Source organism: Lysobacter capsici (genome assembly GCF_014779555.2).
In the GTDB taxonomy this organism is placed as follows: Bacteria; Pseudomonadota; Gammaproteobacteria; order Xanthomonadales; family Xanthomonadaceae; genus Lysobacter; species Lysobacter capsici.
In genome coordinates, this window is the sequence record NZ_CP094357.1 from 1,585,166 (window position 1) to 1,611,234 (window position 26,069).

14 protein-coding genes are annotated in these 26,069 nt (G+C 65.6%); 13 read left to right on the forward strand and 1 reads right to left on the reverse strand.

Annotation, left to right across the window (positions count from 1 at the left end):
- Positions 1 to 14,652 carry a putative Ig domain-containing protein gene (locus IEQ11_RS06410; protein ID WP_191821663.1) on the reverse strand — a complete coding sequence of 4,884 codons (14,652 nt, stop codon included), beginning with the start codon at positions 14,650 to 14,652 and terminating at the stop codon, positions 1 to 3.
- A 372-nt stretch (positions 14,653 to 15,024) separates the two neighbouring features.
- Between IEQ11_RS06410 and IEQ11_RS06415 the strand changes: the two genes are divergently transcribed.
- From IEQ11_RS06415 to IEQ11_RS06475, 13 genes are all read left to right on the forward strand, one after another.
- On the forward strand, positions 15,025 to 15,603 hold the full coding sequence (locus tag IEQ11_RS06415) for a hypothetical protein (RefSeq protein WP_191821662.1): 579 nt from the start codon (positions 15,025 to 15,027) through the stop codon (positions 15,601 to 15,603).
- A gap of 6 nt (positions 15,604 to 15,609) precedes the next feature.
- On the forward strand, positions 15,610 to 15,993 hold the full coding sequence (locus tag IEQ11_RS06420; protein ID WP_096413903.1) for a hypothetical protein: 384 nt from the start codon (positions 15,610 to 15,612) through the stop codon (positions 15,991 to 15,993).
- Between the two features lie 211 nt (positions 15,994 to 16,204).
- Positions 16,205 to 17,329: a tetratricopeptide repeat protein gene (locus tag IEQ11_RS06425; RefSeq protein ID WP_191821661.1), complete on the forward strand. Its 1,125-nt coding sequence runs from the start codon at positions 16,205 to 16,207 to the stop codon at positions 17,327 to 17,329.
- 19 nt (positions 17,330 to 17,348) lie between these two features.
- Positions 17,349 to 17,612, forward strand: a complete 264-nt coding sequence (locus IEQ11_RS06430) for a flagellar biosynthetic protein FliQ (RefSeq protein WP_036101654.1) — start codon at positions 17,349 to 17,351, stop codon at positions 17,610 to 17,612.
- A gap of 2 nt (positions 17,613 to 17,614) precedes the next feature.
- Entirely contained in the window at positions 17,615 to 18,397 is a 783-nt protein-coding gene (locus IEQ11_RS06435; RefSeq protein ID WP_228464561.1) for a flagellar biosynthetic protein FliR, read from the forward strand.
- Positions 18,398 to 18,399: 2 nt separating this feature from the next.
- Positions 18,400 to 19,545: an EscU/YscU/HrcU family type III secretion system export apparatus switch protein gene (locus tag IEQ11_RS06440; protein WP_082124176.1), complete on the forward strand. Its 1,146-nt coding sequence runs from the start codon at positions 18,400 to 18,402 to the stop codon at positions 19,543 to 19,545.
- Positions 19,542 to 21,608 (forward strand): flagellar biosynthesis protein FlhA, encoded by a 2,067-nt coding sequence (locus IEQ11_RS06445; RefSeq protein ID WP_036101656.1) that lies wholly within the window; start codon positions 19,542 to 19,544, stop codon positions 21,606 to 21,608. The genes IEQ11_RS06440 and IEQ11_RS06445 overlap by 4 nt, the downstream gene beginning before the upstream one ends.
- 11 nt (positions 21,609 to 21,619) lie before the next feature.
- Positions 21,620 to 22,291 carry a flagellar hook-basal body protein gene (locus tag IEQ11_RS06450; protein ID WP_036101658.1) on the forward strand — a complete coding sequence of 224 codons (672 nt, stop codon included), beginning with the start codon at positions 21,620 to 21,622 and terminating at the stop codon, positions 22,289 to 22,291.
- A gap of 17 nt (positions 22,292 to 22,308) precedes the next feature.
- Positions 22,309 to 23,088, forward strand: coding sequence for a flagellar basal-body rod protein FlgG (gene flgG / locus IEQ11_RS06455; RefSeq protein WP_057921010.1), 780 nt, complete (start codon positions 22,309 to 22,311; stop codon positions 23,086 to 23,088).
- A gap of 10 nt (positions 23,089 to 23,098) precedes the next feature.
- A complete protein-coding gene (flgA, locus tag IEQ11_RS06460; RefSeq protein WP_191821660.1) occupies positions 23,099 to 23,830 on the forward strand; it encodes a flagellar basal body P-ring formation chaperone FlgA in 732 nt (243 codons plus the stop codon).
- The gene (locus IEQ11_RS06465; protein WP_228464559.1) at positions 23,823 to 24,491 is read left to right on the forward strand and encodes a flagellar basal body L-ring protein FlgH; all 669 of its coding nucleotides are present in this window, start codon (positions 23,823 to 23,825) and stop codon (positions 24,489 to 24,491) included. Before flgA ends, IEQ11_RS06465 begins: the two co-directional genes overlap by 8 nt.
- Before the next feature lie 5 nt (positions 24,492 to 24,496).
- Positions 24,497 to 25,630, forward strand: a complete 1,134-nt coding sequence (locus IEQ11_RS06470; protein ID WP_191821659.1) for a flagellar basal body P-ring protein FlgI — start codon at positions 24,497 to 24,499, stop codon at positions 25,628 to 25,630.
- Between the two features lie 64 nt (positions 25,631 to 25,694).
- On the forward strand, positions 25,695 to 26,069 hold the full coding sequence (locus IEQ11_RS06475) for a hypothetical protein (protein WP_191821658.1): 375 nt from the start codon (positions 25,695 to 25,697) through the stop codon (positions 26,067 to 26,069).

A 26,069-nucleotide genomic window follows, 5' to 3' on the forward strand; every position in this document is an offset into this window, starting at 1 on the left:
TTAATTCTCCGGAAAATGCCGTAGCAACTCGATGTATTTAGCTTCTGTCCCGCCTTCGATTAGGTTCAAGCCAAAATACCAGTTTGGACGCTTTCTGCCTCCAGTGCGATCCCACCAATTCACATGAAATCCGTATTCTTCATCAAAGTCTATGCGCCAACCACGTGCGCCGTCAGGGCTCATTCTACCAGTCACGCGTCCAACGTTGGGCCCGATTTCTTGAATGAAGTCAACGGAATCATCTCCTAGTCCGGATAATTTTTTCGCATACTGTCTAGCGGAATTAAAAGAGTCAAATGTTTTGAAATTTTCAGTGCCTTTTGATAGCTTTTTTAATATTTTCAGGCGATCTATGTCGCCTAATGCGCCAATTTGTGCATATGTGTTCTTTGGCCCTGAGCCGCTGGGGCCAAAAAGCTCCACTTCCTTAGCGGCATTCATTCGATCGCGAACCACGACCTCAAGTTTGTTTTTCGCAACCTCAATATAAGCTTTTGCGTTACGTGCGGCGCCGATGATCATGTCCCTGCCCATCGACGCGCCAATGCCTACGGCAACAGTGCTAGCTAGGCCGATGGTGAACGCTGCCGCTGAGTCGGATACCGGGCGGACGGCCGCCACCTCATCCCCTTCGACCGCTCCAAAAATACCTTTGGCATAGGCATCGGATAGTGGGGTCTTAATATATTTATCGATTTTTTGGTTGATCCATTCTCCTGCAATTTGCTCGGTAGCCAGCCCAACAATCGTCTTCGGAATGCCGCCTAGTGCGAACTGAGTGACGATAACTGCGCCACGTACGTTGTCCTCACCTAAGGTCTCGATTGCACTACCCAAGGCCGCTTGCCCTTCAACTATGACGCCAGAGGCCGCTACAGCGAAACTATGAAGTGTTGACTTTGTACTGAACGGATCTCCACCAAAGACATCTATTTCTATGCCAAAGGGGTTTGCGTCGTGAAGGGAGTACGGTACGCCCGATTCGTTATATTTTAATGGATACTTTCCTCGTGATTGCCGTGTGAGTAAATTTTCCTTTTCCTCAGTGCTCAAGTCATCGAAGCTATTTAATTTGTTGTTCTCCGATCTGGCTAGGGCATCGCGATCATCCCGCGCAGCCAGAAGGCCCTGCATATCAGGATCGGTGACAATACGGCGCGCTTGCTCGGGAGAGTAGCCAGCCTTCCTAAGCTCGTCATATGCCCCGCGGGAAGCGTCTTTAAGGCCTCTAGTCGCTCGAACATCCCGCACACCCAGTGCCATAGCGTTGCCGAGGACATTGCCTAGCGCATTACCAAATGCGTCCAACGCAATCCGCCCATAGTGGATCTCGTCATTGAACCCAAACGCACGACGGGTGTGGACGCTGACGACGCCACCGATCATGCCATTGGCAAGATCGGCGCCGAAATTACCGGCACCTTGGAAGTCCTTGGATGGGGGTAGTCCGACAGATTTGCTGATCTGCGCCGATACCAAGCTACTCAAGGCGTCCGCTGTAATGCCTCGCCAGCTGAAGCTGACGTCCATACCTGCAACTTTTTGGCCGATGTAGCTTGCGCCGGCTCCGCCTAGCGCGAGACCAGCGGCTCTTCCGTACTGGAGTTTTTCGACGGCCTGTCCAACGGAACCCCATTGGGCAAACATCCCGCCGGTAATTGCGCCCGTTACGCCACCGACAATTACGCCACGCCAGTTGAAGCTGGTGACGCCCATCATGCTGCCGACCGCTTGGCTGGCCAAGCTACTGGCCGCGCCCGCTACCGCGCCTGCATACACGCCGGTACCAAAAGAGATTGAAGCGGCAGCTGTCGTTCCTCCTACGGCTGCGGCGGTTCCTCCCACGGCTGCGGTGGTTCCTGCGGCGGCGCCTGCTCCCGCACTTGCAGCGACAGTACCCGTAGTCGCACCTGCGCCAGCAGCGGCTCCACCGGCAGCTCCGGCAGCGGGGCCGGTCATTGCCCCCCAAGTACCGACTGCTACGGCCACGGCCACGACGATCATGATGACCATGCCAAGCGTGTCGCAATGCGGCGGCGGTGGGATAAACGGCAAAGTCGGCGTAGTCGACCCAATCGCCTCCGCCGGGTTATACGGCTTGAACGTACCCGCATCATTGCGACTGACATCGACGTTCGGCACGTCCAACATCAAACCGCCACCGATCTCCTGCTCCGGATCGCCCAGACCGTTCGCCTGCGCCAGCACGTACCACTGCTGTTCGTTGCCGTACACGCGTTTCGCCAGGTCGCGCAGGGTCTCGCCGGCCAGCGCGGTGACCTTGCCGCCGCCGGCTTCGTACATGCCCATGCCGTTGAGGCTGACGATGCCGAGTGCGCCTTCGCGCACTTGCGCCATCTGCTGGCCGCCGGCGTAGGCGAACAGGTAGTTCGGTTTGGTCGTGCCGGTCTGGGTGAACTGGCCGTTGCTCAGGGTGCCTTCGCGGCGGGTCTGGACCTGGCCGTCGCCGTTGTAGGCGTAGTAGCGCACGCGGTCGTCGAGGGTGCCGTTCTTCAGGCGGGTGTTTTCGACCTGCGAGATCAGGCGGCCGAAGGCGTCGTACGTCAGCGTGTTGGTGGTGGGCTTGTAGTTGTTGTCGGTGCTGACGCCGCTGACGATCTTTTCCTGGTAGCTCTCCCAACCTTCGTAGGTGACGGTGTAGGTGTGCATGTAGCCGGGGGCGAAGGTGCGGTAGCTCGTGGCCTTGCCGGAGCCGTCGTAGGTGCTCTGATTGTTGTTGTCGAGATAGTCGACGCGGCTCTTGACCACGGTGAGCACGCTAAGGTCGGTGCTCTGGCGGCCGTTGGCGTTGTCCAGCGACGCGATCTGTACCCAGTTGGTGGCTGCTTCGTTGCGGCCGGTCGTGCTCTGGTAGATCAGGCGGCCGTCGGCGTCGTAGGCGTAGGCTTCGGCGCCTTGCAGCCAGCCGCTGTAGTCGTAGGTCTCGTACTCCTCGTGGATGTCGCTGTTGCCATAACGGGTCCAGGTGGTGCCTTCGGGGTAGTACGTGCGGCTGCCGAGCTGGCGGTTGTTGGCGTCGTAGCTGAAGACGCGGTTGATGCCGCCGAAGTTGCTGCTTCCCGCCAGTTGCTCGTGGAATTCGACGGTGCGGTTGCCGCGCAGGTCGTAGTTGCTGCGCTGCACTTTGAGGTTGTTGAAGCGGTAGAAGGTGCGGGTGACCGCGTTGCCGGCGGCGTCGTAACCCAAAAGGTACGAGTCGCCGCCTTGCTCGGTCAGCACGATCTGGCCGTTCACCATGCGGCCGTTGTTGATCGCGATGCGGTTCTCGGCGTCGTAGGTGAACCAGTAGTCGCGCACGTCGATCGGCGTGGGCGTGCTCGCCATGGTGCTGGCGGTGGTTGCGGTGCCGGCGCTCTCGGCCTCGGGTGCCATGTCGAAGCTCAGGCTGCTTTCGACCGGACCGCCGGGTTGCGACAGTGGCCCGCCGCCGCGCTGGAACTGGACGGTGAGGTGGAAGCTCATGTCGACGTAGGCGCCGAAGCTGTCGGTGGCCCGCACGGTGATGTTGTAACCTCCGTTCTGGCCGGGCGGGGACAAGTCGAAGTAGTGGCCGCCGCTAGCGCTGTAGCTGTACACGACCCAGGCCGGCGAGTTGACCAGCTGATACGTCAGCGGATTGCCGTCTGGGTCGATGAAGGCATTCGCCGGCCAGATCTCGTAGTCGCCGCTGCCGGCGCTTTCCGAAATCACCATCGACTTGTTGGTCGGCGTGTAGTTGCGTATCGGCGGGTTGTTGGGCGGCGCGACCGCATTGACCGTGATCACGAAGCTGGTCGAGGCCGAGTCGTAGCCATCGGAACCTGTGACGGTGACGGTGTAGCTACCCGCGGTGCTGGGCGTGCCGGTGATGACGCCGGTGCTGCTCATGCTCAGGCCCGGCGGCAGGCCGGTCGCGCTGTAGGTGGTTAGCTGTCCGCCGCCCGGATCGGTGAACGCGGGAATCTGATAGGCGAAGCCAGTACCGACGCCGGCGGTCTGGTTCGGGATCGACGAGGCGACCGGCGGCTGATTGACGTAGCTGCCGAAGCCGAAATCCATTGTCTTGCTGGCGCCGAACGCGTCGGTGGCGGTGTAGTAGAGACGCACGTTGCTCGCGCCGCTGGCCACGCCGCTGATGGTGCGGCTTTGCGCGTCGAAGCTCAGGCCGGCGGGCAGGCCGGTGAGCTGGTAGGCGAGCGCATCGCCTTCTGGATCGGTGAAGGCCGGCAGTTGGTAGCTGTACCAGTGTCCGGCCACCGCCCAAGGCATCGTGAATTCCGACGGCGGGTTGGGCGCACGGTTGTTGGCGCGCACGGTGATCGCCAACGTCGTGGTCTTGGCCGCGCCGCTGGTGTCGGTGGCGGTGAAGCTGACGGTGTAGACGGTGCCGGCAGGGATGTCGCCGGGGACGCGGCCGATCAGCCGCAATTCCGGGCGCACTGGGTTGTCGATACGCTGGAACGACATCCATGCGGGCAGGCCGCTGGCGGTAACGGTGAAGCTGTCGCCATCGGGGTCGGTAAATACCTGCGAAAGCGGGCTCGACCAGCTGAAATCGCTGTAGTTCATCGCGACCACGGCGGGCAACGGCGACGGACCGGTCGGCGCGCTGTTGGCGGCGGCGTTGACGTGGATCGTCTTGATCACCGACAGGCCGTTCTGGTCGGTCGCGCGCAGCATCACCGCGAACACGCCGACCGCGGTCGGGTCGGCGCGCAGCAGCATCGTGGCCGGATCGATCTGCAGCCACGACGGCAGCGAACTCAGATTGTCGATGCTCAGACGCAGCTGATCGCCGATGTCCAGGTCATAGAAATAATCGCTGGCGCGCAGGGTCTTGGTGAGGTTGGTGCCGACCTTGACCGGGATCGTTTCCGGCGCGGTGTTGAACACTTGCGGGCCGACGTTGCTGCGCACGTACAAGGTGAACGTGGTCGCGGCCGCGTTGCCGGGGTTGCCGGTTTCCGAGGCGAGCAGGCGGATCGACAGGTCTTGGTCGGCGGCGTTGGCGGCGGGCTGGGCGGTGAAGATGATCTGGCCGGTGGCCGCGTCGCGGCGCGCGGTCAGCCACGCGGGCAAGGGGCTGCCGTCGGCGAGGCTGATCTGCAGGGTCAGCGGGTCTTGCTGGGCATCGAGGAAGATCTCGTTGAACACCAGTGCGAACTCGGTGGTCGCGCCCTTGTGGACCGAACGCGAGGGCGGCGACTGCACCAGTTGCGGCGCGGTGTTGATCGCCGGCACTTCGGCCGAGTCGGGGCCGTAACCGGCCGAGGCCTGCACCCGACGCCGGTTGCCGACCGCGTCGTAGCTGTAGGTCAGGTCGAACGCGCGCTTGGCCGCGCCGTTGGATAGGTCGTCCTGCACCACGCGCTGGATACGGTTGTTGCTGTCGTACCACGTGCGGGTGATGGTATGCACCACCTTGCCGCCGGCGTCGGTGGTGTTGACTTCTTCCAGCGTGCGGTTGCCGGCGGCGTCGTATTCGTAGCGGTGGGTCGGGGCGGCGCCGTTCTCGTGCAGTGCCTTGATCAGGCCGTTGGCGTAGTACGTGGTGTAACGGATGGCATCCCCAGCCGGACCGCCGGCTTGGGTTTCCGCGGTGATCTGTCCGGTGGTGGCGTCGTAGGCGTAGTTGAAATCGCGGCCGCTGAGGTTGTTATGGTCGGTCAGGCGGCCGTAGACGTCGTAGTCCCACGAGAGCTGGTGCAGACGCACCGTTTCGCCATCGCGGTCGACGACCGTCGAAGCATTGATCGACCAGAGGGTTTCGTAAATCTTGCGGCCCTGCGTGTCGTAGGCGTAACCGGTGCCTACACCCATCGCGGTGCGCGACAGCAGCAACCGGTGCTGGCTGTCGTACTCGTACCGCGCCAGATTGTTGAGCGCGTCGAACACCTGGACGCGGTCGCCGTTCTGGTTCAGGACATAGCGTTGCAGCGCCGAACGCGTGCGTCCGCCGGCACCGTTGGCGAGGTAGTCGCCGATCTGGATCACGCGGCCCAACCGGTCGTAGTCCTGGTAGGTCAGGTAGCCGAGCGGGTTCTGGGTGATACGTTGGTTGCCCAGCGCGTCGAACGCGAATCGGGTCGTCTGACCCAGCGCGTCGCGCGTGGCGATCAGGCGGCCGGTCGCATCGTATTCGTTGGTACGAGTATTTCCGTTGGCATCGCGGGTGCCGATCAGGCGGCCAAGCGCATCGTAGAACCACTGGTTGACCGGGCGCACCCAGCTGACCGCGCCGGTGTCCGATACGACCTGGACGATCGGGCGTTCGTCGCGCACGACCTGGTTGGACTCGTTGTACTGGTAGTTGGTGCGGTAGCCGCGCGCGTCGATCACTTCCAGCACGTTGCCCCAGCGATCCAGACGCTGCTGGACGTTGGTTGTGGCGTTCGGGTCGGCGGTATGCGACGGCAGGCGGGTGGCGGTGATGCGGCCCAGACGATCGGTGGTGTTCCAGGTGATCGCGTCTACTTTCTGCCCGTCGGACGTGGCGACCACGTGGGCCTCGCGCACTTGATGGCCGGCGAGGTTGTAGCCGAAGTTCTTGACCACGAAGGTTTCGTTCGACGTGACCAGCCGGCCGGCGCCATCGTAACCGTAGTTCAGGCTGCCCGCGATGCCGGCATAGGTCTTCTGGACGATCTCGCCGAACGCGTTGTAGACCACCGCCTCGGACTGGTCGGTGCCGGAACCGCCGCCGTTGAGCAGGTCGCGGGTCTGGCTGGTGCCGGTCTGGCGGCCGGCCTTGTCGTAGCTGTACCACGAGTGGACGCGCACATCGTAGGCAGCTTCGCTGCCGGACAGGACGGTCCACCGGTGGGTGACGTTGTCGGCTGCGTCGTAGTCGCTGTAGGTGGACTGATCGTTGCTGTCGATCGTGACGACCGCGCGGCCCTGCCAGTCGTAGCGGATACGGTCGATCTGGTCCTTGTTGTCGTCCGCAATTACGTTCCCGGCGGCATTCTTGCCATTGGCGAACCGGCGCGTCAGCACGATATTGCCGAATGCGTCGTAGATCATGTTGGTGAACGGGGAGACGTACTCGTACATCCACGACGTCGTCAAATCCCGATCGGTGCCGCTGCCCAGCAAGGAGAAGGTCGTATCGTTGATGACCGCGCGCACCGGTTCGGTCACGCTGACCGCATTGCCGAGCGAGTCGTAGTCGGTTTTGGTGACGCCGGTATCGTCGATAACCTCGGTGACGCGGTTTTCGCCGTTGTAGCGGAACTGGGTGAACACATCGCGCACGCCGGAGCTGCCGTCGTTGCGCTGGAAGTGGCGTACCACCGCCTGGATCGACTTGCGGCCCAATGCGTCGTAGCCATAACGGATCGTGCGATCGTAACCGCTGATGTCGTCGCCGGCCGGCGGCGTATTGGGCGGCGCCAGCGTGGTCAGGCCGATAGTCGACACGGCGCGGGCGAACTCGACGGTTTCGGTGACTTCGCCGGTGGCGTTGTACTGGCTGCGGGTCACATAGCCTTCGGCATCGACCGTCATCGTCACCCGGCCGACCAAGTCGTAATAGGTGTAGCTGTCGGCCCAGCGCGCATCGGCCTGGCCCGCGGTGCCTTGCAACAGGATCGATTCCTTGACCTTGTTGCCGAAACCGTCGTACTCGACCCGCACGGTCGGCGAGCCGGTCGCGGCGACGCCGGCGGCGGTGTAGTAGGTGACCTGCGCCTGTTCGATCTGCACGGCGAGGCCGCGCTGGTCGTAGCGCGTGGTGATGGTGCGGTCCTGCGCGCCGGCCACGACCGCGCCGGCGGTTTCGATCTGCGCCAGCGTGATCGGCTGGCCCGCGCTCCATCCCGCGATCGCGGCGGTGTTGAGGCGAGCTTCGTAGCGGCGCAGCTGGGTTTTCTGGCCGAAACCGTCGTAGCTGTTGCGGGTGACGTAATTTTCCTGGTCGATGTCGTAGGCCAGTTGCCCCAGCGCGTCGTAGACCTTGTAGCTGTAGTTGCCGCGCACATCCTTCTGCACCACGGCGCGGCCGAGTGCGTCGTAAACGATTTCGATGGTCGGCTGGATGCCCGAGGCGACCAGTTGCCCGTTGGCCGGATCGATCTTGCCGGCATCGGGAAAGATCGTGCGGATCTGGTTGCCGCGGTTGTCGTACTCGTAGCGGGTGATGCGCGCGCGCCCGCCATCGGCATCTTCGAGGCGACGGATTACGTTGCCCAGCGCGTCGTATTCGGTGCGGGTGGCGATACGGCGCACGCCATAGCTCTGGGTGCCGGCGGCGTCGACGCTGGCGATCCAAACGTCCGGGCTGATTTCGGCGGTGCGGCGGCCGGCGGCGTCGTATTCGTAATTCCAGATGTTTCCGTTCTTGTTGCGCAGCGCGGTGACCTGGCCCAGCGGGTTATAGGTGTACTCCTCGTACTGGTTGAGCGCGTCGGTGACGCGGACCACCCGGCTCATCGCGTCGTAGGCGGTCGTGGTCTTGCGCACATCGGCGATGCCGGCGACCGCGGCCGATACCGCGGCCTCGTTCATCGGCGTGGCGATGGAGATGTATCCGCCGTAGCGGCGGGTCTCGATGGCGCGACCGGCGCCATCAAAGCGCTGCTCGTTGACCGCGCCGAGATTATCGATGGTAAAGCGCACGCGGCCGGCGGCGTCGAATACGTACTGGGTCGAGCGATAACGATCGGCGCTGGCGTAGGCGCCGGCCGCGTTAAGGGCGGCGTTGACGTCGGCCGGCGTCGCCACCGGGCCGAGGGCGATCGCTACGTTGTATTGATATTGCGCGGTCACCCGGCCGGCGCCGTCGTAGCGGCGTTCGTTGACCAGATAGGTGCTGGCGCTGTTCTGGGTCAGGGTGTAGCGCTCGCGGCCGGCGGCGTCGTAGATGCGGCGCACGACCGCGTCGGTGCTGGCGTTCTGTGCGGCGACGGCGGCGATGTCGGCGACCGTGGCGGTGCCGGCGGACAGCTTGGCCCACAACGCGGCATTGATCGTCGCGGCTTGGGCGTGACGGCGCCCCACGATGACGCGGCCGGCGGCATCGTAGCTGCGCGTGCTGATGTAGCCCGCGCTGTCGACCGTCGCGGCGATGCGGCCGGCGCTGTCGTAGACCTGGTAGCTGCGCAGGTCGCGCGCATCGCTGGTGATTGCCGTGGTGCGCGAACGCAGAGTCGCTTCGGCGAGTGGATCGCCGGCGATCAATTGCGCCTTGAGCGTCACGTCGATGGTGATCGCACTGGCGTAGGCGCGGGTCCCGACTGTGCGGCCGGCGGCGTCGTACAGCAATTCGACCACGGCGCCGTAGGCATCGACGCTGAAATGCGCGCGGCCGGCGCTGTCGTAGGTCGTGTAGTCGACCAGGTCGGTGGCGTTGTCGACCGGGGTGACGTCGATGACGTCCTGCGGCGTGGCGGTGCCGGCGACCAGCTTGGCGCGCAGGGTCGGGTTGAGCTGGGCCGCGTGCGCGTAACGCTTATGCACGGTCTGGCGACCGGCGGCGTCGTAGACGTACGAGATCACCGTGCCGGCGTTGTCGACGGTGGTGCGCAACTCGCCGAGCACGGTGAACACCTGGTAGGTGACCAGATCGCGTGCACGGTCGGTCGCTGCATCGTTGCGCAGCGCGTCGAGGTTGAAATCGCTCAGCTGCGCCGTACCGCCGAACAGCTTGTTGAGCATGGTCGTGCCGAAATCCGGCCACAGCGCCGCGTAGTTCCGGATCACCGAGACCCGGCCGGCGGCGTCGTAGGTGAATTCCTGGATCGTGCCGATCGTGCTCAATACCAGCCGCGCGCGGCCGTCGCGGTCGTAGACGGTGTAGCTGCCCGGGTCGGTCGAGCCCCATGCGAGACGTGCATCGAGCTGCGCGATGGTGGTGGTGTCGGTCAGCGTCGACACGTTGGTCGCGGCGATGAAGGTCCGCGTCGCGACGACCTTGCCGGTGACATCGAACCAGTTGCGCGTCATCACCCCGAGCGGATCGACCGTATAGATCATCCGGTCGGCTTCGTCGTAATAGAATCGGGTGACGTTGCCGGTCGCATCGGTGCGACGCACGACGTTGTCGTTGGCGTCGTAGGCGTAACTCGTGATCAGGTTCAAGCCAGCCGGATCGAGGCGTTCGGCGGTACGGCGACCGAGGGCATCGTAGTCGTACTGGATCGTGCGCGCCTGCGCGGTGCCGGCGCCTTCGGTGACCGTGATCTGACGACCCAGGGCGTCGTAGGTGTAGGCGGTGCGCAGGTTCAATCCAGCCGGATCGGCGGCGACCTGGGTCAGGCGGCCTTCGCGGTCGTAGATGTAGGCGGTCTTGCGGCCGCTGGCGTCGGTGACTTCGCTCTGGCGGCCCTGGCCGTCGTAGCGGTAGGTCGTGGTCAGCGCCAGGCCCGCGGGATCTTCGATCCGCTGCAGCAGGCGGCCGACCGCGTCGTAGCGCAGCTCGACCCGGCGCCCGGTGCGATCGACCGTCGCGCTGAGCAGGCCGCGCGCGTCGTACTCGTTGGCATCGGCGCGGCCGAGCGCGTCGGTGGTGCTCTTGAGGTTGCCGTCGCGATCGTAGAGGTAGCTGGTGTTGGCGACGGTGCCGCCCGGCAAGGGCGTTGCGACGTTCACCTGCTGGCCGTGGCGATTGAAGGTCGTGGTCACGCTCACGCCTTCGGGCGTGGTGACGGTGGTGGTGCGATTGGTGGTGTCGTAGGCGCTGGTAGTGGTGCGTCCTAGCGCGTCGGTGACGCTGAGCACGCGGCCGTAGGCGTCGTAGCTGGTGCTGACCAGCTCTTGGCGGCTCATGACGGTCTGGCTGGCGGTCAGCTGGCGGCCGAGGCGGTCGTAGGTATAAATGGTCGCGATACCGCGGCCATCGGTCGCGCTGGTGATTCGACCGAATGCATCGTAGACCGATCCCGCGCCGCGCTGCTCGGCCTTGCCCACTGCATCGGTACGCGCGGTCAGCAGGCCGCGCTTGTCGTATTGATAGTCGCTGATCGACGCGGCGGCCGTGCCGTAGGCGCGTTCCTCGCGAATCTGCTCGTTGAACGCGTTATAGGTGTAGCGAGTGCTCGAACCTTCGGCGTCGAGCGTGCTCGCGACTTGGCCGCGATTGGTGTAGGTGATGCTGCGTCGACTGTCGCTCGCGGCCACGTAAGCCAAGGTGGTGATGGCGGTGGCGGCGCTGTCGCGGCTGCCGGCGCTGGCCAGGGTGATGCGGCCGGTGTAAGCGGTGGTGTCGCGCACTTCGCCGAAGGCGTTGTAACGGATCTCGGTCACTTCGCCTTGCGCGTTCGCCACGCCGCTGGTATTGGCCACGCCCTTGACCGTGAAGGTGGGCTGGCCGCTGGCATCGTAGAAATACCAGGTCTTGTTGCCGGCCGCGTCGATGCTTTCGATGCGCTGACCGAGGTTGTTGTAGTTGTGACGAACGCCGTACTGCGCATAGATTGCATCGAGCTGCGCCTCGGTCATCCCGGCGGTGACGCGGGTCGAGCCTTCGCCGTCGAGTTCGCCGATCAACTCGCCGAACACGTTGTAGCGCAAGCGGCCTTCGCGCACCTCGCTGGTGTCGGCGGCCGTCTCGGTGCGCAGCACGCGGCCTTGCGCGTCGTAGCTGTAGCGGGTGACGGTGCCTTCGGCGTTGCGCTCGGTGCTCAAGCGGCCGACGACGTCGTAGCCGCGACGGGTTTCCCGCAGCGCGCCGGTGATCGCCGATGCGTGCAGGGTCGCCAGGGTTTCGCTGCCACTCAGGCCGGTCAGCTGCTTGGCATAAGCCAGCACCGCGCGTTCGTTGCGCGCTTCGTCGAACACGAATTCGGTCAGGTAGCCTTCGGCGTTCAACTGGCCGACGACGTTGCCGCGGCCATCGTAGAACCAGCGGGTGAGTTGATCGGCGGCGGCGTTCGCCGGGCGCAGTTGCGCGAGCGTGCCGGCGGCGCGCTGCGCGCTCGCGGTCACGGTTGCATAGGCCTTGCTGGCGATGCGGCGGCCGGCGAGGTCGTAGCTGTGTTCGACCAGATAGCCTTCGGCGTCGAGCTGGCCGGTCTGACGGCCGCTGGCGTCGTAGAAATAGCGGACAATGCGTTCGGTGGCCGCGGTACCGGCCGCATCCGTCATGCGGGTCTGCAACAGGCGGCCTGCGCCGTCATAGGTAAAGGTGGTGATCGTGCCCTCGGCATCGGTCTGGCTCACCAGACGACCTAAGGCATCGTAAAGGTGGCTATCGACACGATCCTCGGTCGACAGCGCGGGGCGAGCGTCTTCGATCATGTCGTAGACAAAGATGGTGCCGACCATCCAGCCCGGACGAAAGATACTCAGACTCTGGGCGCTTGACGTCGTACCACCGCCCGGGTCGCCAGGGCCCGGGTCGCCTGGGCCTTCAGGCTCGCCCGAACTTCCGTCCTGCCACGACACGGGATTCACCCGCGTGGCGTATCGCTTGGTCTGAACGATGCGTCCGAGCGCATCGCGAACGAATTCAGTAACCGAGCCGGTTTCGTCGACCTGACCCGACAACAGGCCTTCGGCATCGTAAAAATAGTACGTGCGCGCACCGCCCGCATCCTCGCTCGCGCGCAAGCGACCGGCGGTGTCGTAGTAGTTCTTCGACACCGTCCGCGCCGCGCCGCCGCTGAACGCCGAATCGGTGACGCTGATCAGCTGGCCGGCCTTGTCGCGGACTTCGACCCGCAGCAGGTCGTTGCTGGTCACGCCGTCGTTGACCGTGCCGCCCTCGATCACCATGCGCACGCTGGCGCCGGAGTCCTGATAGGTCCATTGGCTGACGATGCGGCGCAGTTGGTCGCTGCCGGCGCCGACCTTCTCGGTGACCACTTCCGACCGCAGGCGGTCCATGCCGTCGTAGAGGTAGGTCGTGGTGTGGCTGACGTCGCGGCCATCGTCGACGGCCGTGGTCGAGCTGCGCATCAGCCGGCGCTGGGTCAGCAGGCCGTGCGCGTCGTAGAGGTATTGCACGATCTCGGTGGCGTCGTTCTCCACGCCGTTGCCCGAGGCGTCGACCGAACTGTACGTCTTGGTTCCCGACAGGCGGCCTTTGCCGTTGTAAGTCGATTCGCTCAACGTGCTCTGCGCGCGTTGCGACGTGGTGGCCCAGGCGGTCAGGCCGGCCAGAGTCATCGCGCCGCTGTAGGCCGCGCCCAGGTACTGCCGCGATTTCGACACCTGGCCCGCGCCGGCGCCGACGGTTTCGTACTCGAACTCATGCACCGCGCCGAGCGCGTCGATCACGAAGCGCACGCGGTCCTGGGCGTCGTAGACGTACGAGGTGGTCAGGCCGCCGCTCGGCGCCTGCGCGCCCAGTTCGCGGTCCGCATCCAGGCCGCTGTAGACCGTTTCGCTGGCCAGCTGGTTGGTTGCGGTGTAGGTGCGCTGCACCGCGGTCGCCGCCGTGCCGGACGCCGGATTGACCGTGTTCCACTGCCACAGCACATTACCGTTGGCGTCGTACTGGTACACCGTCTCGCTCAAGGTGGCGCTGCCGCGCACCGCCTTGACCCAGGTGACGTTGCCGCTGGCGTCGTAGCTGTACTGGGTCAGGTCGCGCACGCCCGACACCGCCGGCGAACGCACTTCGATCAACTGCCCCGCCGCATCGTAGACATAGCCCCACGAGCGTCCGGTCGAGTCGGCGACTTCGGTGCTGCGGTTGGCGGTGTCGTAGGTGAAGGTCAGGGTCTGGCCGGCGCCGTCGCTGTCGTCGGTGTTGACGTCGCCGCGGGTCAGCGTGCGCACCCGGCCTTGCGCGTCGTAGGTGTAGCTGACCAGCGTGCCGTCGCTCTGCCGCACCTGGCTCAGTTGCAGGCTGCTGGCGTCGACATAGGTATAGACAGTGTGGAAACGGTAGCCGTCGTTGTTGGCGAAATTGCTGGTGTCCCAGGCGTCGCGATCGCCCGCGGCATCGGCTGGGGTCAGGTCGACCAGCACCGAGCTCAACCGGCCCGAGCCGTCGTAACCGTAGGTGACTTGCTCGTTGACCACGCCATTGATGCGGGTCGACAACGTGCTCAACCGGCCATTGGCGTCGTAACCGAAGATCAGCGCTTCCTGCGGCCCGCCCTCGACCGCTTGCACTTCGCTGACGCGGTTGCTGGCGTCGTACACGACGTTCCAGGTGGCCTTGGACACGCCATCGGACTTGAGGTCGCGAATCCGCGTCAGCCGGCCCTTGAGCGTGGCGTCGGCGTGGTTGGCGTACTGCTCCTCGCGACGCGTGCTGCCTTCGACCCAGGTCCAGGTGCTGGTGGCGCCGTCGCGGTTAAGCGTGTCGTGCGCGCCGTCGCCGGTGGTCGAGCGATACAGGTCGGCGCTGACGAATGCGAAGTCCTGGTACGAGCCATCGCCGCTGTACCGGCGCATCACGCTGCCGGCGGCGTTGAGCGTGCCCGACAGCAGTTCGACCCGACGCTCGAAGCCGGTGATCCAGGCATCGGCGCCGACATCGGCCAGCAGGCCACGGCTGTTGTACGTGCGCTGCGCGGCGATGGTCATGCCGCGGAACAGCAATTGCTCGTCCTGACTCTGCAGCAGCAGATTGCCGGTGGCGATATTGACGTACTGGTTGTCCTTGCCCTGACCCAGCCGCGCGCCGCCGCCCAGACCGGTGCCGATCTGACTCGCCGAGCCGTTGAACAGGCCCAGACCGTTACCCGAAATCACTGCCGACATGCCGACTTCCCCAAGATAGTTCGATGGTTCGCCGCTTTCTGTCAGCGGCCTATCTACCTATCCATGGGACGGGGAAAAGGTTTAGGTCGGATGAAGTGTTATTTCAGTCGGTTTTTTCTCCTGAGATTAGTTATGAATATGGGACAATTGAAATCTAGCGGACCCGGCCCGGCACGCCCGGCCGCTGAATCGCCGCGCAGTACCGATGCGCATTGCCCCTAAACCGTTTGCCCCATGGCGCGGATACAAATCTGTGGCCCGGGGCGCCATGCCGCATCCCCGATCCATCGCGGCACCGTCTAGTCTCCAATGGTGCCCCGGGCCACACTCAAGCAATGACCGCGCCGCGACGGCGCATTCGAGGTAAAGGCGATGGGTTACGACAAGCTGGACAACGAAGAACTGCTGCGCCTGGCGCTGGACGCGATCAACAACGGTCGCGACGCGGACTCGCTGGTGATGCTCAAGACGCTGCTCGAACGCGATCCCAAGCACGTCCACGCGCAGTACCTGCTGGCCGCGCAGCACGCGCAACTGGGCATGTTCGAACGCGCCGAGGCCGGGTTCCGCGCCGCGGTCGCGGGCGCGCCGGATCTGGCGATCGCACGTTTCCAGCTCGGCCAGTTGCTGGTGATGAAGGGCACTGTCGAGGAAGCGACGCAGATGCTGGCGCCGCTCGCCGATCGCGGCGATGCCCTGGCCGCCTATGCGCGCGCCTTGGTCGCGGCCGCCAACGAAGACGCGCCCACCGCGGTGCGCGAACTCGACCAAGGCCTGGCCCTGCCGCAGGAAATTCCCGCGCTGGCCGGCGACATGCAGCGTCTGCGCGATCGCCTGAGCGTGCAGGGCGCCGACCTCGCGACGATGCAGGCCACCGAGGCGGCCCTGGCCGAGACCAATCCGATCGGCGCCAATCCGATGTTCCTGGCCAGCTACGGGCGCGAGCACTGATCGGCGATGTCGATCGACCGTCTATCGACGACCGCTTCGCTGATCGCCGCGCTGCGGTCGGAGCTGAGCCGCAAGACCGAACGCGTCGGCGGCAAGAACACGCCCGCGTCGGAGGAAACGCCGCCGCCGGCGCGCGCCGGCAAGCGCGACCTCGCCGCGCTGCGGCGTGATCTGGCCGAAGTGCTCAAGGATGTTCCGGCCGGCGACGCCGAAGCGCTGGACGCGGCAAGGCCACGTGTAATTCGCACCATATTGCTATGGGAATTTGGCAGTGAGTTGCGCGAACACAGCCAATGGCAGCCGATGCTGGACTCGCTGGTGCAGACCCTGCAGACCGACGAATCCCACCGCCAGGCCATGTCGCGCCTGCTTTCCGAACTTCGCGTCTGAAACCGTGAGACGGGTTCGATGCAATCTGTGTTGACAGGCACGAATTTATCGAGTTAGCGTTCGCCACCTCGCCGATTTGCTGAATCAGTTATGCAACACGGCGGGAGCATTATCGAGACACAGGGGGTCGGCCATCGTCCATGGGGATGGGTGAGGGTCGATCGAAAATCAGCAGTTCGACGTTTGGAGACGACGTCAGGATATGGAACGCATGGACGTGCGGGTCACGCAGCTGCGTGGCTTTCTTGCAACAGATCCAACCAATATCAATCTCGCTTGCGACCTGGCCGATGCCTTGTGCGCGCAAGCCGAGTACGCGCAGGCCGACGCCGTGTTGCGGGGCTTGCCCGACGGCGAGACCGCGCCCGGGCCGGCGTTCCGCCTGGCCCGGATCGATCTGATCCACGGCCGCCATGCGCAGGCCGAGGCCGGTTATCGCGGCCTGATCGAACACGGCCACGACAATCTCGCGATCCGTCACGACCTGGCGTTCGCCCAGCTGTGCCAGCGTCATGTCGACGATGCCGCGGCCACGGTCGAGGCCGCGCTCGCGCGGTTCGAACCGGCTCCGGCGCTGTTCGTGCTCAAGGGCCGCATCGAGCTGATGCGCGAGCGTTACGATGAGGCGGTCGACGCGCTCGATCGCGCGCTGCAGCTCGATCCCGACGACGAAGCCGCGCAGGGCGTGCGCGCCCTGGCCCTGTTCGACGCCAGCCGTTTCGAAGAGGCCGCGGTCGCCGCGCGCGACTGCCTGCTGCGCTATCCCGAACAACACGAAGCGCTGCTGGTCGCCGGCACCATGTCGTTGTGGCAGAGCGATCTGGACAGCGCGCAGGCGCTGTTCGAACGCGGCCTGCAGCGGCATCCGAATTCGGGCCGCGCGCTGTCGGGCTACGGCCAGTTGCAGATGCTGCGCAACGACTTGCCGGCCGCGCGCGACACCTTGCATCACGCGGTCGTGGCGATGCCCGATCACATCGGCACCTGGCATGCATTGGCCTGGACGCAGTTGTTGCAGAACGATCGCGACGCGGCCGAAACCAGCTACCGCAAGGCCTACGAGCTCGACCGCAATTTCGGCGACACCCATGGCGGGCTCGCGCTGATCGACGCCTTGCGCGGCGATTACGATGCCGCCGAGCAGGGCATCAAGCGCGCCTTGCGTCTGGATCCGCAGGCGGTCACCGCGCGCTACGCCAAGACCCTGGTGCTCGAAGCGCGCGGCGAAAACGCCGCCGCCGATGCCTTGATGGGCGAGCTGATGCCCGGCAGTCCGCTGCCGGTGCACGAATTCGCCCAGCGCCTGAAAGCCACCCTCGGAATCCAACCGCGCTAACCCCGCCCGGAGCAGTGCCATGGATTCCGATTTCGCGATCCGTCTGCTGACGGACACGCTGTTGGCGGCCGTCAAAATGTCGGCGCCGATCCTGCTGGCGACTTTGGTCGTCGGTCTGCTGATTTCGATCGTGCAGGTCGTCACCCAGGTTCAGGAAATGACTTTGACCTTCGTGCCCAAGCTGGGCGTGGTGGTCGTGGTCTGCCTGGGGCTGGGCAGTTGGATGCTGTCGGTCGCGATCGAACTGGCCAAGCGCATGTTCGAAGTGGCGGCGGGACTGTAGCGATGAACGCCGCCACCGTGGATGGTCTGGAACGCTTCGTCGGCATGCTCGGCCTGGCCTTCCTGCGCTATCTGCCGCCGATCGCGCTGGCCTCGTTGTCGCCGTTGAACTGGGCGCCGCCGCTGGTGCGCATCGCCCTGGCGATGGCGCTGGCGTGGATGACGGTGCTGGCGATGCCGGTCGACGCGTGGAGTGCGATGCCGACCCAGGCCGGCGGCTGGATCGCGGCCGCCATCGTCGAATTGAGCATCGGTTTCGTGTTCGGCCTGGTGGTGATGATGCCGCAGGCCGCGCTGCATCTGTCGGGCTGGCTGGTCGACGTGCAGGCCGGCCTGAGCGCGGCGGCGATCTTCAATCCGGGCGGGCAGGGCGACATGCAGTCGATGATCGGCACCGCGCTGATGCTGCTGGCGACGGTGCTGTTCTTCACCCTGGACCTGCACCTTGAGCTGTATCGCGCGCTGGTTGCGAGTACTGCGGTGATGCCGGTGGGCGGCGCGGGGCTGCATCTGGACGTGGAAGCGTTTTTCGGGCTGATCGGCAGCAGTTTCCTGCTGGCGCTGATGATCGTCGCGCCGGTGATGCTGGGCCTGTTCGCGGTCGACGTCGGCGTGGCCTACGCGACCCGCTCGATGCCGCAGGCCAATGTGTACTTCCTGATGCTGCCGCTGAAGATCTTGGTCGCGCTGCTGCTGTTGGTGGCGACGCTGCCGTTCGTGCCCGCGTTGATGGGGCGGTTGTTCCGCGATGCGTTCGCTCGCGCGCCGGCGATCCTGGGAGGCTGACCGTGTCGCAGGGCGATCAGGACAAGACCGAGCAACCGACCCCGTATCGGCTGGAGGAAGCGCGCAAGCGCGGCGAAGTGGCCAAAAGCCCCGACGTCGCCGGCGCGCTGGTGATGATCGTGTTCGCCGCGGTGATCGCGGTGACCGGTGCCGGCGTGGCCAGCGCGCTGGCGACCGCGACCCGGCGCATGCTGCAGCTGTCGGGCAATGCGCCGGCCTTGAACGGTTCGTTCTTCGACTGGGTGATGCGGTCCTACGCGCCGGTGTGGCAGGCGCTGACGCCGCTGGTGCTGGGGCTGTTGATCGCGGCGGTGGTGGCCAACGTGCTGCAGACCGGGCCGATGTTCACCACCCATCCGCTCAAGCCCGATTTCAAGCGCATGAACCCGGCCAACACGGTCAAGCGGATCTTCTCGATGCGCACGATCTGGGAGCTCGGCAAGCTGGTGGTCAAGTGTCTGATGCTGGCCGGCATTTGCGCCTTGTTCGTGTGGAAGGCGCGCGCGCTGGCCGAGGCCACCGCGATGAGCCTGCCGCAGCGGCTGGGTTCGCTGGTGCTGTCGGGTTTCATCAAGACCTCGGTGTACGTGCTGTTGGTGATCGGGTTGGCGGCGCTCATCGACCTGATGTTCAGCCGCCGCGAATTCATGAAGCGCATGCGCATGAGCCGGCGCGAGCTGCGCGACGAGGTCAAGCGCCGCGACGGCGATCCGGCGGTGAAGTCCAAGCAGAAACAGCAATTGCGCGATCTGCTCAAGAAGGCGCGCGCGCTGAGCAAGGTGCAGGAAGCCGATGTGATCCTGACCAACCCGACCCACGTCGCGGTGGCGCTGCGTTATCGGCCCGGGCAGATGCTGGCGCCGGTGGTGCTGGCCAAGGGCGCGGGCATGTTCAGTCAGCGCATCCGCGCGCTCGCCGCGCGTCACGGCATCCCGATCGTGCGGGTGCCGCCGCTGGCGCGCGCGCTGTATCAGGAATGCGAGATCGACGGTCCGGTGCCCGAGGACCGCTACGCGCAACTCGCGCCGATTTACCGGCAGCTGTGGGCCGACAAGGCCGCGGCGAAAGCTTCGAAGACTCACGACGCTTCCAATAGCGCCCCGACGAACCACGCCCAACCGAACGAAGCGAAGGACGCGTCACCATGAAAGACCTGTTCGGCCAACTGTGGAGCGGCAAGCGCGACCTGGCCCTGATCGCGATGGTGATCGGCGTGCTGACCGTGCTGTTCGTGCCGGTGCCGGCGCCGATGCTCGACTTCCTGCTGGTGATCAACATCTCGATCGCGCTGCTGATCCTGCTGATCACCTTCTTCACCGAAACGCCGCTGAAGTTCTCGACCTTCCCGACCATCCTGCTGCTGTCGACCCTGCTGCGGCTGGCGCTCAACGTCTCGGCGACGCGGCTGATCCTGGAAGGCGCCGACGCGGGCCGGGTGATCAACGCGATCGGCGAGTTCGTGGTCGGCGGCAACTACATCGTCGGCATCGTGGTGTTCCTGATCCTGGTGGTGGTGCAGTACGTGGTGGTGACCAGCGGCGCGCAGCGCGTGGCCGAGGTCGCCGCGCGCTTCACCCTGGACAGCATGCCCGGCAAGCAGATGAGCATCGACGCCGACATGAACATGGGCCTGATCGACGAACACGAGGCCCGTCACCGCCGCGCGATGGTCGAGAAGGAAGCCAATTTCTACGGCGCGATGGACGGCGCGACCAAGTTCGTCAAGGGCGACGCGATCGCCGGCATCATCATCATCCTGACCAATATCGTCGGCGGCCTGGCGATCGGCATCGCCCAGCTCGGCCTGTCCTGGGGCGAGGCGGTGCAGCGCTTCACCCTGCTGACCATCGGCGACGGCATCGTCACCCAGATCCCGTCGCTGGTGATCGCGGTCGCCACCGGCATCATCATCACCCGCGCCGCGGCCGATGCGCAGCTGGGCTCGGAAATTCCCAAGCAGGTGCTCAACAACCCGCGCGCGTTGCTGATCGTCGCGATCTCGCTGTTCGCGGTGCTGCTGCTGCCGGGCTTTCCGAAACTGCCGGTGCTGTTCGTGCTGATCGTGCTCAGCGCGCTGATCTGGGTGGCGATGCGCGCGCAGCGCGCGGCCAAGGCCGAGGACGATCCCGACAACGTCGAAGCGTCCACCAGCGGCGGCGCGGCCAAGCCGGCCGACGAACTGCAGCAGTGGATGAAGATCGAACCGATCGAAGTACGCCTGGGCAGCGAGCTGTCGACCGCGCTGATCGGCGCCAACAGCGATCTGGTCGAACGCATCGCCAACCTGCGCAAGCAGTTCGCGCTCGACCTGGGTTTCGTCCTGCCCAAGGTGCAGACCAGCCAGCGCACCGAACTGGCGGCCAACCGTTACGAAATCCATTTCCAGGGTTGCCGCGTGGGGCAGGGCGAGTTGTCGGTCGACCGGGTCATGGCGATCAATCCGGGCGGAAATCGCGCCAAGCTCGAAGGCCCGGATACCCGCGATCCGGCCTACGGCCTGCCGGCGCAATGGATCGCCAAGGACGCGCGCCAGTTCGCGCGCAGCGCCGGCTACACCCTGGTCGATCCCGACACGGTGCTGATGACCCACCTGAGCGAACTGGTCAAGCGCCAGGCCGCCGACCTGCTGACCCGCGCCGATACCGAGCGCCTGCTGCAGCGCGTGCGCGATCAGCACGGTTCGCTGATCGACGAACTGATCCCGAACGTGCTCAGTTTTTCCGACGTGCAGAAAGTGCTGCAGTTGCTGCTGCGCGAGCAGGTCAGCATCCGCCATATCGAAGCGATCCTGGAAGTGCTGGTCGATGCCGGCAAGACACTGAAATCGCCCGACGATCTGGCCGAACGCGTGCGCGAACGGCTCGGTCCGATGATCTGCCAGGGCCTGCGCGACGCGCAGGGCGACCTGCATGTGCTCACGCTCGCGCCGGAACTCGAGCGCAGCCTGATGGCCAATGCGCGTCCGGGCGATTTCAAGGGCGGGCTGTTCAACGAAGTCGGCCAACTCGACGGCTTCATGAAAAACCTCGGGCGTCAGGCCGAATCGATGATGGGCCGCAATCTCAGCCCGGTCGTGTTGTGTCCCTCGCCGGTGCGGCGTTCGCTGCGCGCCTTGCTGCACCGTTCGATGCCTTACGTCGCCGTGCTGGGTCTCAACGAGATCCCGGCGACCACCTCGGTGCGTTCCTTCGCCGCCATTCAAGCCAACTGAGCGATCCCGCCGTGACCGACACCTTGCAAGCCATCGCCCGCGCCTTGAGCACCGACGTGCAGACCTTGGGCACGATCAGCCACAACGTCGCCAACATGAACACCCCGGGCTATCGCGGCGTGCGCGCGGTGCCGGAGTTCAGCCAGCAGGCGCTGCTGCGCACGTCGCTGGACCAGACCGACGGCAGCGTGATGCAGACCGCGCGCAAGCTCGATCTGGCGCTGCAGGGCCCGGGCTTCTTCGTGGTCGAACGCGAGGGCGAGCCGCTGCTGGTGCGCTCGGGCGCCTTCCGGGTCGATGCGCAGGGGCAACTGGTGACCGCCAACGGCGACATCGTGCGCGGTCCTAACGCGCCGATCGGAACCGATCTGGATGCCTTGCGCGTGGACGCCGACGGCGCCTTGTGGAACGGCGAGCAGAGCCTAGGCCAACTCGAATTGATCACCGTCGCCGATGCCGGCGCGCTGCGCCCGGCCGGCGGCGGTGCGTACCGCTACGAAGGCGAGCAAGGGCAGTGGAGCGGTCAGGTGATCCAGGGCGCGCTCGAGGCCGCCAACATCGACGCGGCCGGCGAAACCATCCGCCTGATGGAAACCACGCGCCACGCCGAATCGGTGCAGCGCGCGATCTCGATTTACGACAAAGCCATGGACACCGGCATCAACCGCCTCGGCGACAACTGAATCAACGGAGCACGACCATGATCGACGCACTCTATATTTCCGCCAGCGGCCTGCGCGGCGAACAGAAACAGATCGACGTGATTTCCAACAACGTCGCCAACATGCAGACCCCGGGCTTCAAGCGCAGCCGGGTCAACTTCGCCGAAGTCGCGACCGCGGCCGTCGCCGCCCAGTCCAACGAATCGGAGCTGACGACGCAGTCGCTGATGCGCGGCAACGGCGCGCGGGTGATCTCGACCTCGACCCTGTTCTCGCCCGGCGAAATGCGCCAGACCCAGGGCGCGCTGGACCTGGCGATCGACGGCAATGGTTTCTTCGAACTCGAAGCCGCCGACGGCAGCACGGTCTACACCCGCGACGGTCAGTTCCGGCTCGACGACGAAGGGTTCCTGGCCTCGATCCACGGCCAGCGCCTGGCCCATTCGGTGCAGATTCCGGCCGACGCCAAGGACATCCGCATCGATGCCAAGGGCGAGATCACCGCGCTGCTGGCCGGCGACGAGGCGCGTTCGGTGCTCGGCGACATCGAGCTGGCGACCTTCGCCGCGCCCGATGCGCTGGTCTCGATCGGCAACAACCGCTACGTACCCAACGAGGCGTCGGGCACGGTGTCCTACGGCCGCCCCAACGAGCCGGGCTTCGGCGGGCTGCAGCAGGGTTATGTCGAACTGGCCAACGTCGAGATGATCGACGAGATGTCGGCGCTGGTGCTGGCGCAGCGCGCGTATCAGCTCAATGCGCGCGTGCTGCAGGCGGCCGATCAGGTGCTCGAAACCATCAACAATCTGCGTCGCTGAGACCGCTGTGATGCGACTGCCCGCTTGCGCCGTCCTGTTGCTGTCCACGCTCGCCGCGCCGCTGGCGACGGGCGCGGTCGCGCCTGTCGGCACGCCGGGGCAGTTGGTCAGCGCGGACGCGATCGCGCGCACGGTCGAGGCCGAGTTGCGCGCGCGCCTGCAGGCGGCGGGACGTACCCAGGCCAGCGTGAAAGTGGCTGGACGAATCGACGATCAGACCGTTCCCGCCGGCGCGCTGAGCACCGTGGTCGGCAGCATCGCCGGACGCTGGCCGCGCGCGCGGGTCGGCGTGCCGGTGCAGTTGCGCGTCGACGGCGCGGTCGCGCGCACCCTGACGGTGTGGGTCGAAAGCCAGGACCTGCGCAATGTGCCGACCTACAGCGCCGATTATCCGGCGCGCCGTGCCGGCGAAGCCATCGCCCTGGCCACGGCGCAGGTCGACATGAATTGCTGCACCGGCGACGCGCTGGAATCGATCGACGCCGTGCAGTCGCTGCGCCTGAAGCGTTCGGTGCGCGCCGGGCAACCGGCGATGGCCGCCGATTTCGAAGTCATTCCCGACGTGCAGGCGCAACAGCCCGTGCATATCGATGTCGCCCGCGGCGCGGTGCGGCTCAGCGTACCCGGCATCGCCCTGCGCGACGGCCGGATCGGCGAGCGCATCCCGGTGCGCGCCGACGATGGAGAACGAACCGTGGTTTCACGCGTCACCGGAAAACAAAAGGTGCAAGTGGATGAATAAGCACGCCCCTACGCGGCATGCGCTGGTTCCAAGGCTGGCTCCGATCGTGTTGGCCGTCGCGGCGGTCTGCGCCGGTCCGGCGATCGCGCAGCAGTCGATGCCGCAGCAGATCGAACCGATGCCGATGCCGGCCCCCGCGCCATCGCGCGAAAGCCTGATCGACGTGAACGGCTATCGCGGCCTGGCCGCGGATCATCGCGCGCACCGCATCGGCGATGTGATCACGGTGTACGTGATCGAAGCCACGCGGGCCAAGTCGCAGGCCGCCACCGACGCGTCCAGCGATCTGGACATGCGCGCCGGCCTGACCTCGCCGTCGACCGATTTCGATGCGCGTCTGGGCCTGGGCGGCAGCAACCGCGCCGGCGCGCAGACCACGCGCGTGGGCGAGTTGCGCACCCAGATTTCGGCGCAAGTGGTCGCGGTGACGCCCGACGGCAGCCTGCAGATCCAGGGTCTGCAGACGCTCAAGGTCAACGGCGAGAAGCAGACCATCAAGGTCAGCGGCCTGGTCCGTCCCGAGGACGTCGGCCCCGACAACACCGTGCTCTCGCACCGCATCGCCAACGCCGATCTGGAATTGGTCGGCGTCGGCGTGGTCAGTTCGTCGCAACGTCAGAGCCTGATCTATCGCATGTTCAAGTGGCTGAGGTTGATGTGAGCGCGATGACGACTTTCAAGAATCTGTTGCTGACCGGCGTCGCGCTCGGTGCGTTGCTGGGCGCGTGCGCGAGCGCGCAGGCCGCGGCCGGCGTGCGGGTCAAGGAACTCGCCCGCGTCGCCGGCGTGCGCGACAACCCGCTGACCGGGTACGGCCTGGTGTTCGGTCTGTCCGGCTCGGGCGACTCGGCGCGCAATCGCGCGACGTTGCAGTCGGTCGCCAACACCTTGCGCAACTTCGGCGTCAACGTCAGCGAGGCCGACCTGGCCAGCCGCAACGTCGCCGCGGTGATCGTGACCGCGCGTCTGCCGGCGTTCGCCGAGCCCGGGCAGATGCTCGACGTGCAGGTCGCCTCGTCCGGCGACGCGCGCAGTCTGACCGGCGGCACCTTGATGCTCACGCCGCTGTCGGGTCCGGACGGTCGCGTGTACGCCATCGCGCAGGGCGCGATCTCGGTCGGCGGCTATCAGTTCGAAGGCGTCACCGCTTCGCTGCAGAAAAACCATCCGACCGTCGGCTGGGTGCCGCAGGGCGCCAGCGTCGAACAGGGCTCGCCCTTGCGCGTGGCCGGCGACGGGCGCTCGCTCAGCATCCTGCTCAACGAGCCGGATTTCACCAATGCCGAGCGCATCGCCGATGCGATTCGCGGGTCGGTGTCGGGGGCCAGTGTGCGCGCCGAGCATGCCGGCAAGGTCACGGTGGCGTATGCGAATGCGCCGGCCAACTTGGTCTCGGAAATATCGCGCCTGGAAAACCTGTCGGTGCAGCCGCAGCGCAAGGCGCGGGTGGTGGTCAACGAGCGCACCGGCACCGTGGTCGCCGGCGGCGACGTGCGCCTGGGCGAGGTGACCGTGTCGCACGGCGATCTCAAGGTCGAGATCCGCACCGACTACACCGTGTCGCAGCCCGAGGGCGTGTTCGTGCGTCCGGGCAGCAGCATCGGTTCGGTGGTGGTGCCGCGCACGGAAATTAAAGCCGACGAAGGTCCGGCGCCGCTGGTCAGCGTGCGCGAAGACGCGAGCGTGGCCGAACTGGTGTCGGCCCTGCGCGCGATCAAGCTCAGCACGCGCGACGTGATCGCGGTACTTCAGTCGATCAAGGCCGCCGGCGCCTTGGACGGCGAACTGGTGATCCAGTGATGCACGGGTTTACGAGCAGCGGCATATCGATGGCGGTTTACGGCATTTTCCAGGGGAAGCGGCAATGAGCAGCGACATCACCACCGAAGCGGTCCGGCTCGCGCTGGGCATGCAGGATCTGCAGGCGCGCCTGGCCAGCGCGAACATCGCCGGCGCCAACCGCGCCGACGCGCGCGTGCAGCGCGCCGACTTCGGCCGCCTGCAAGGTCTGTTGAACGAAGCCGCGCAGGCCGGCGGTCGCGATTCCGAACTCGCCGCGCGCCTGCATCAGGCCACGAGCAGTCCCGAATCGGTGCCGGTCGCCTCGGTCGGGCAGACCGTGCAACTCGACGAACAGGTCGGCGACATGGTCGCGGCGAGCCTGAACTACCAATCCCTGAGCGAAGCGCTGAGCCGGCATTTCGGCCTGATGCGCCTGGCCGTCACCGGAAGGAGCTGA

Bases quoted from the DNA above. Each gene is read 5' to 3' on its own strand.
- IEQ11_RS06445 (WP_036101656.1), top strand. From the start codon at position 19,542: ATGAAAGACCTGTTCGGCCAACTGTGGAGCGGCAAGCGCGACCTGGCC.
- IEQ11_RS06470 (WP_191821659.1), top strand. From the start codon at position 24,497: ATGACGACTTTCAAGAATCTGTTGCTGACCGGCGTCGCGCTCGGTGCG.
- IEQ11_RS06425 (WP_191821661.1), top strand. From the start codon at position 16,205: ATGGACGTGCGGGTCACGCAGCTGCGTGGCTTTCTTGCAACAGATCCA.
- flgG (WP_057921010.1), top strand. From the start codon at position 22,309: ATGATCGACGCACTCTATATTTCCGCCAGCGGCCTGCGCGGCGAACAG.
- IEQ11_RS06475 (WP_191821658.1), top strand. From the start codon at position 25,695: ATGAGCAGCGACATCACCACCGAAGCGGTCCGGCTCGCGCTGGGCATG.
- IEQ11_RS06410 (WP_191821663.1), bottom strand. From the start codon at position 14,652: ATGTCGGCAGTGATTTCGGGTAACGGTCTGGGCCTGTTCAACGGCTCG.
- IEQ11_RS06430 (WP_036101654.1), top strand. From the start codon at position 17,349: ATGGATTCCGATTTCGCGATCCGTCTGCTGACGGACACGCTGTTGGCG.
- flgA (WP_191821660.1), top strand. From the start codon at position 23,099: ATGCGACTGCCCGCTTGCGCCGTCCTGTTGCTGTCCACGCTCGCCGCG.
- IEQ11_RS06420 (WP_096413903.1), top strand. From the start codon at position 15,610: ATGTCGATCGACCGTCTATCGACGACCGCTTCGCTGATCGCCGCGCTG.
- IEQ11_RS06415 (WP_191821662.1), top strand. From the start codon at position 15,025: ATGGGTTACGACAAGCTGGACAACGAAGAACTGCTGCGCCTGGCGCTG.
- IEQ11_RS06435 (WP_228464561.1), top strand. From the start codon at position 17,615: ATGAACGCCGCCACCGTGGATGGTCTGGAACGCTTCGTCGGCATGCTC.
- IEQ11_RS06465 (WP_228464559.1), top strand. From the start codon at position 23,823: ATGAATAAGCACGCCCCTACGCGGCATGCGCTGGTTCCAAGGCTGGCT.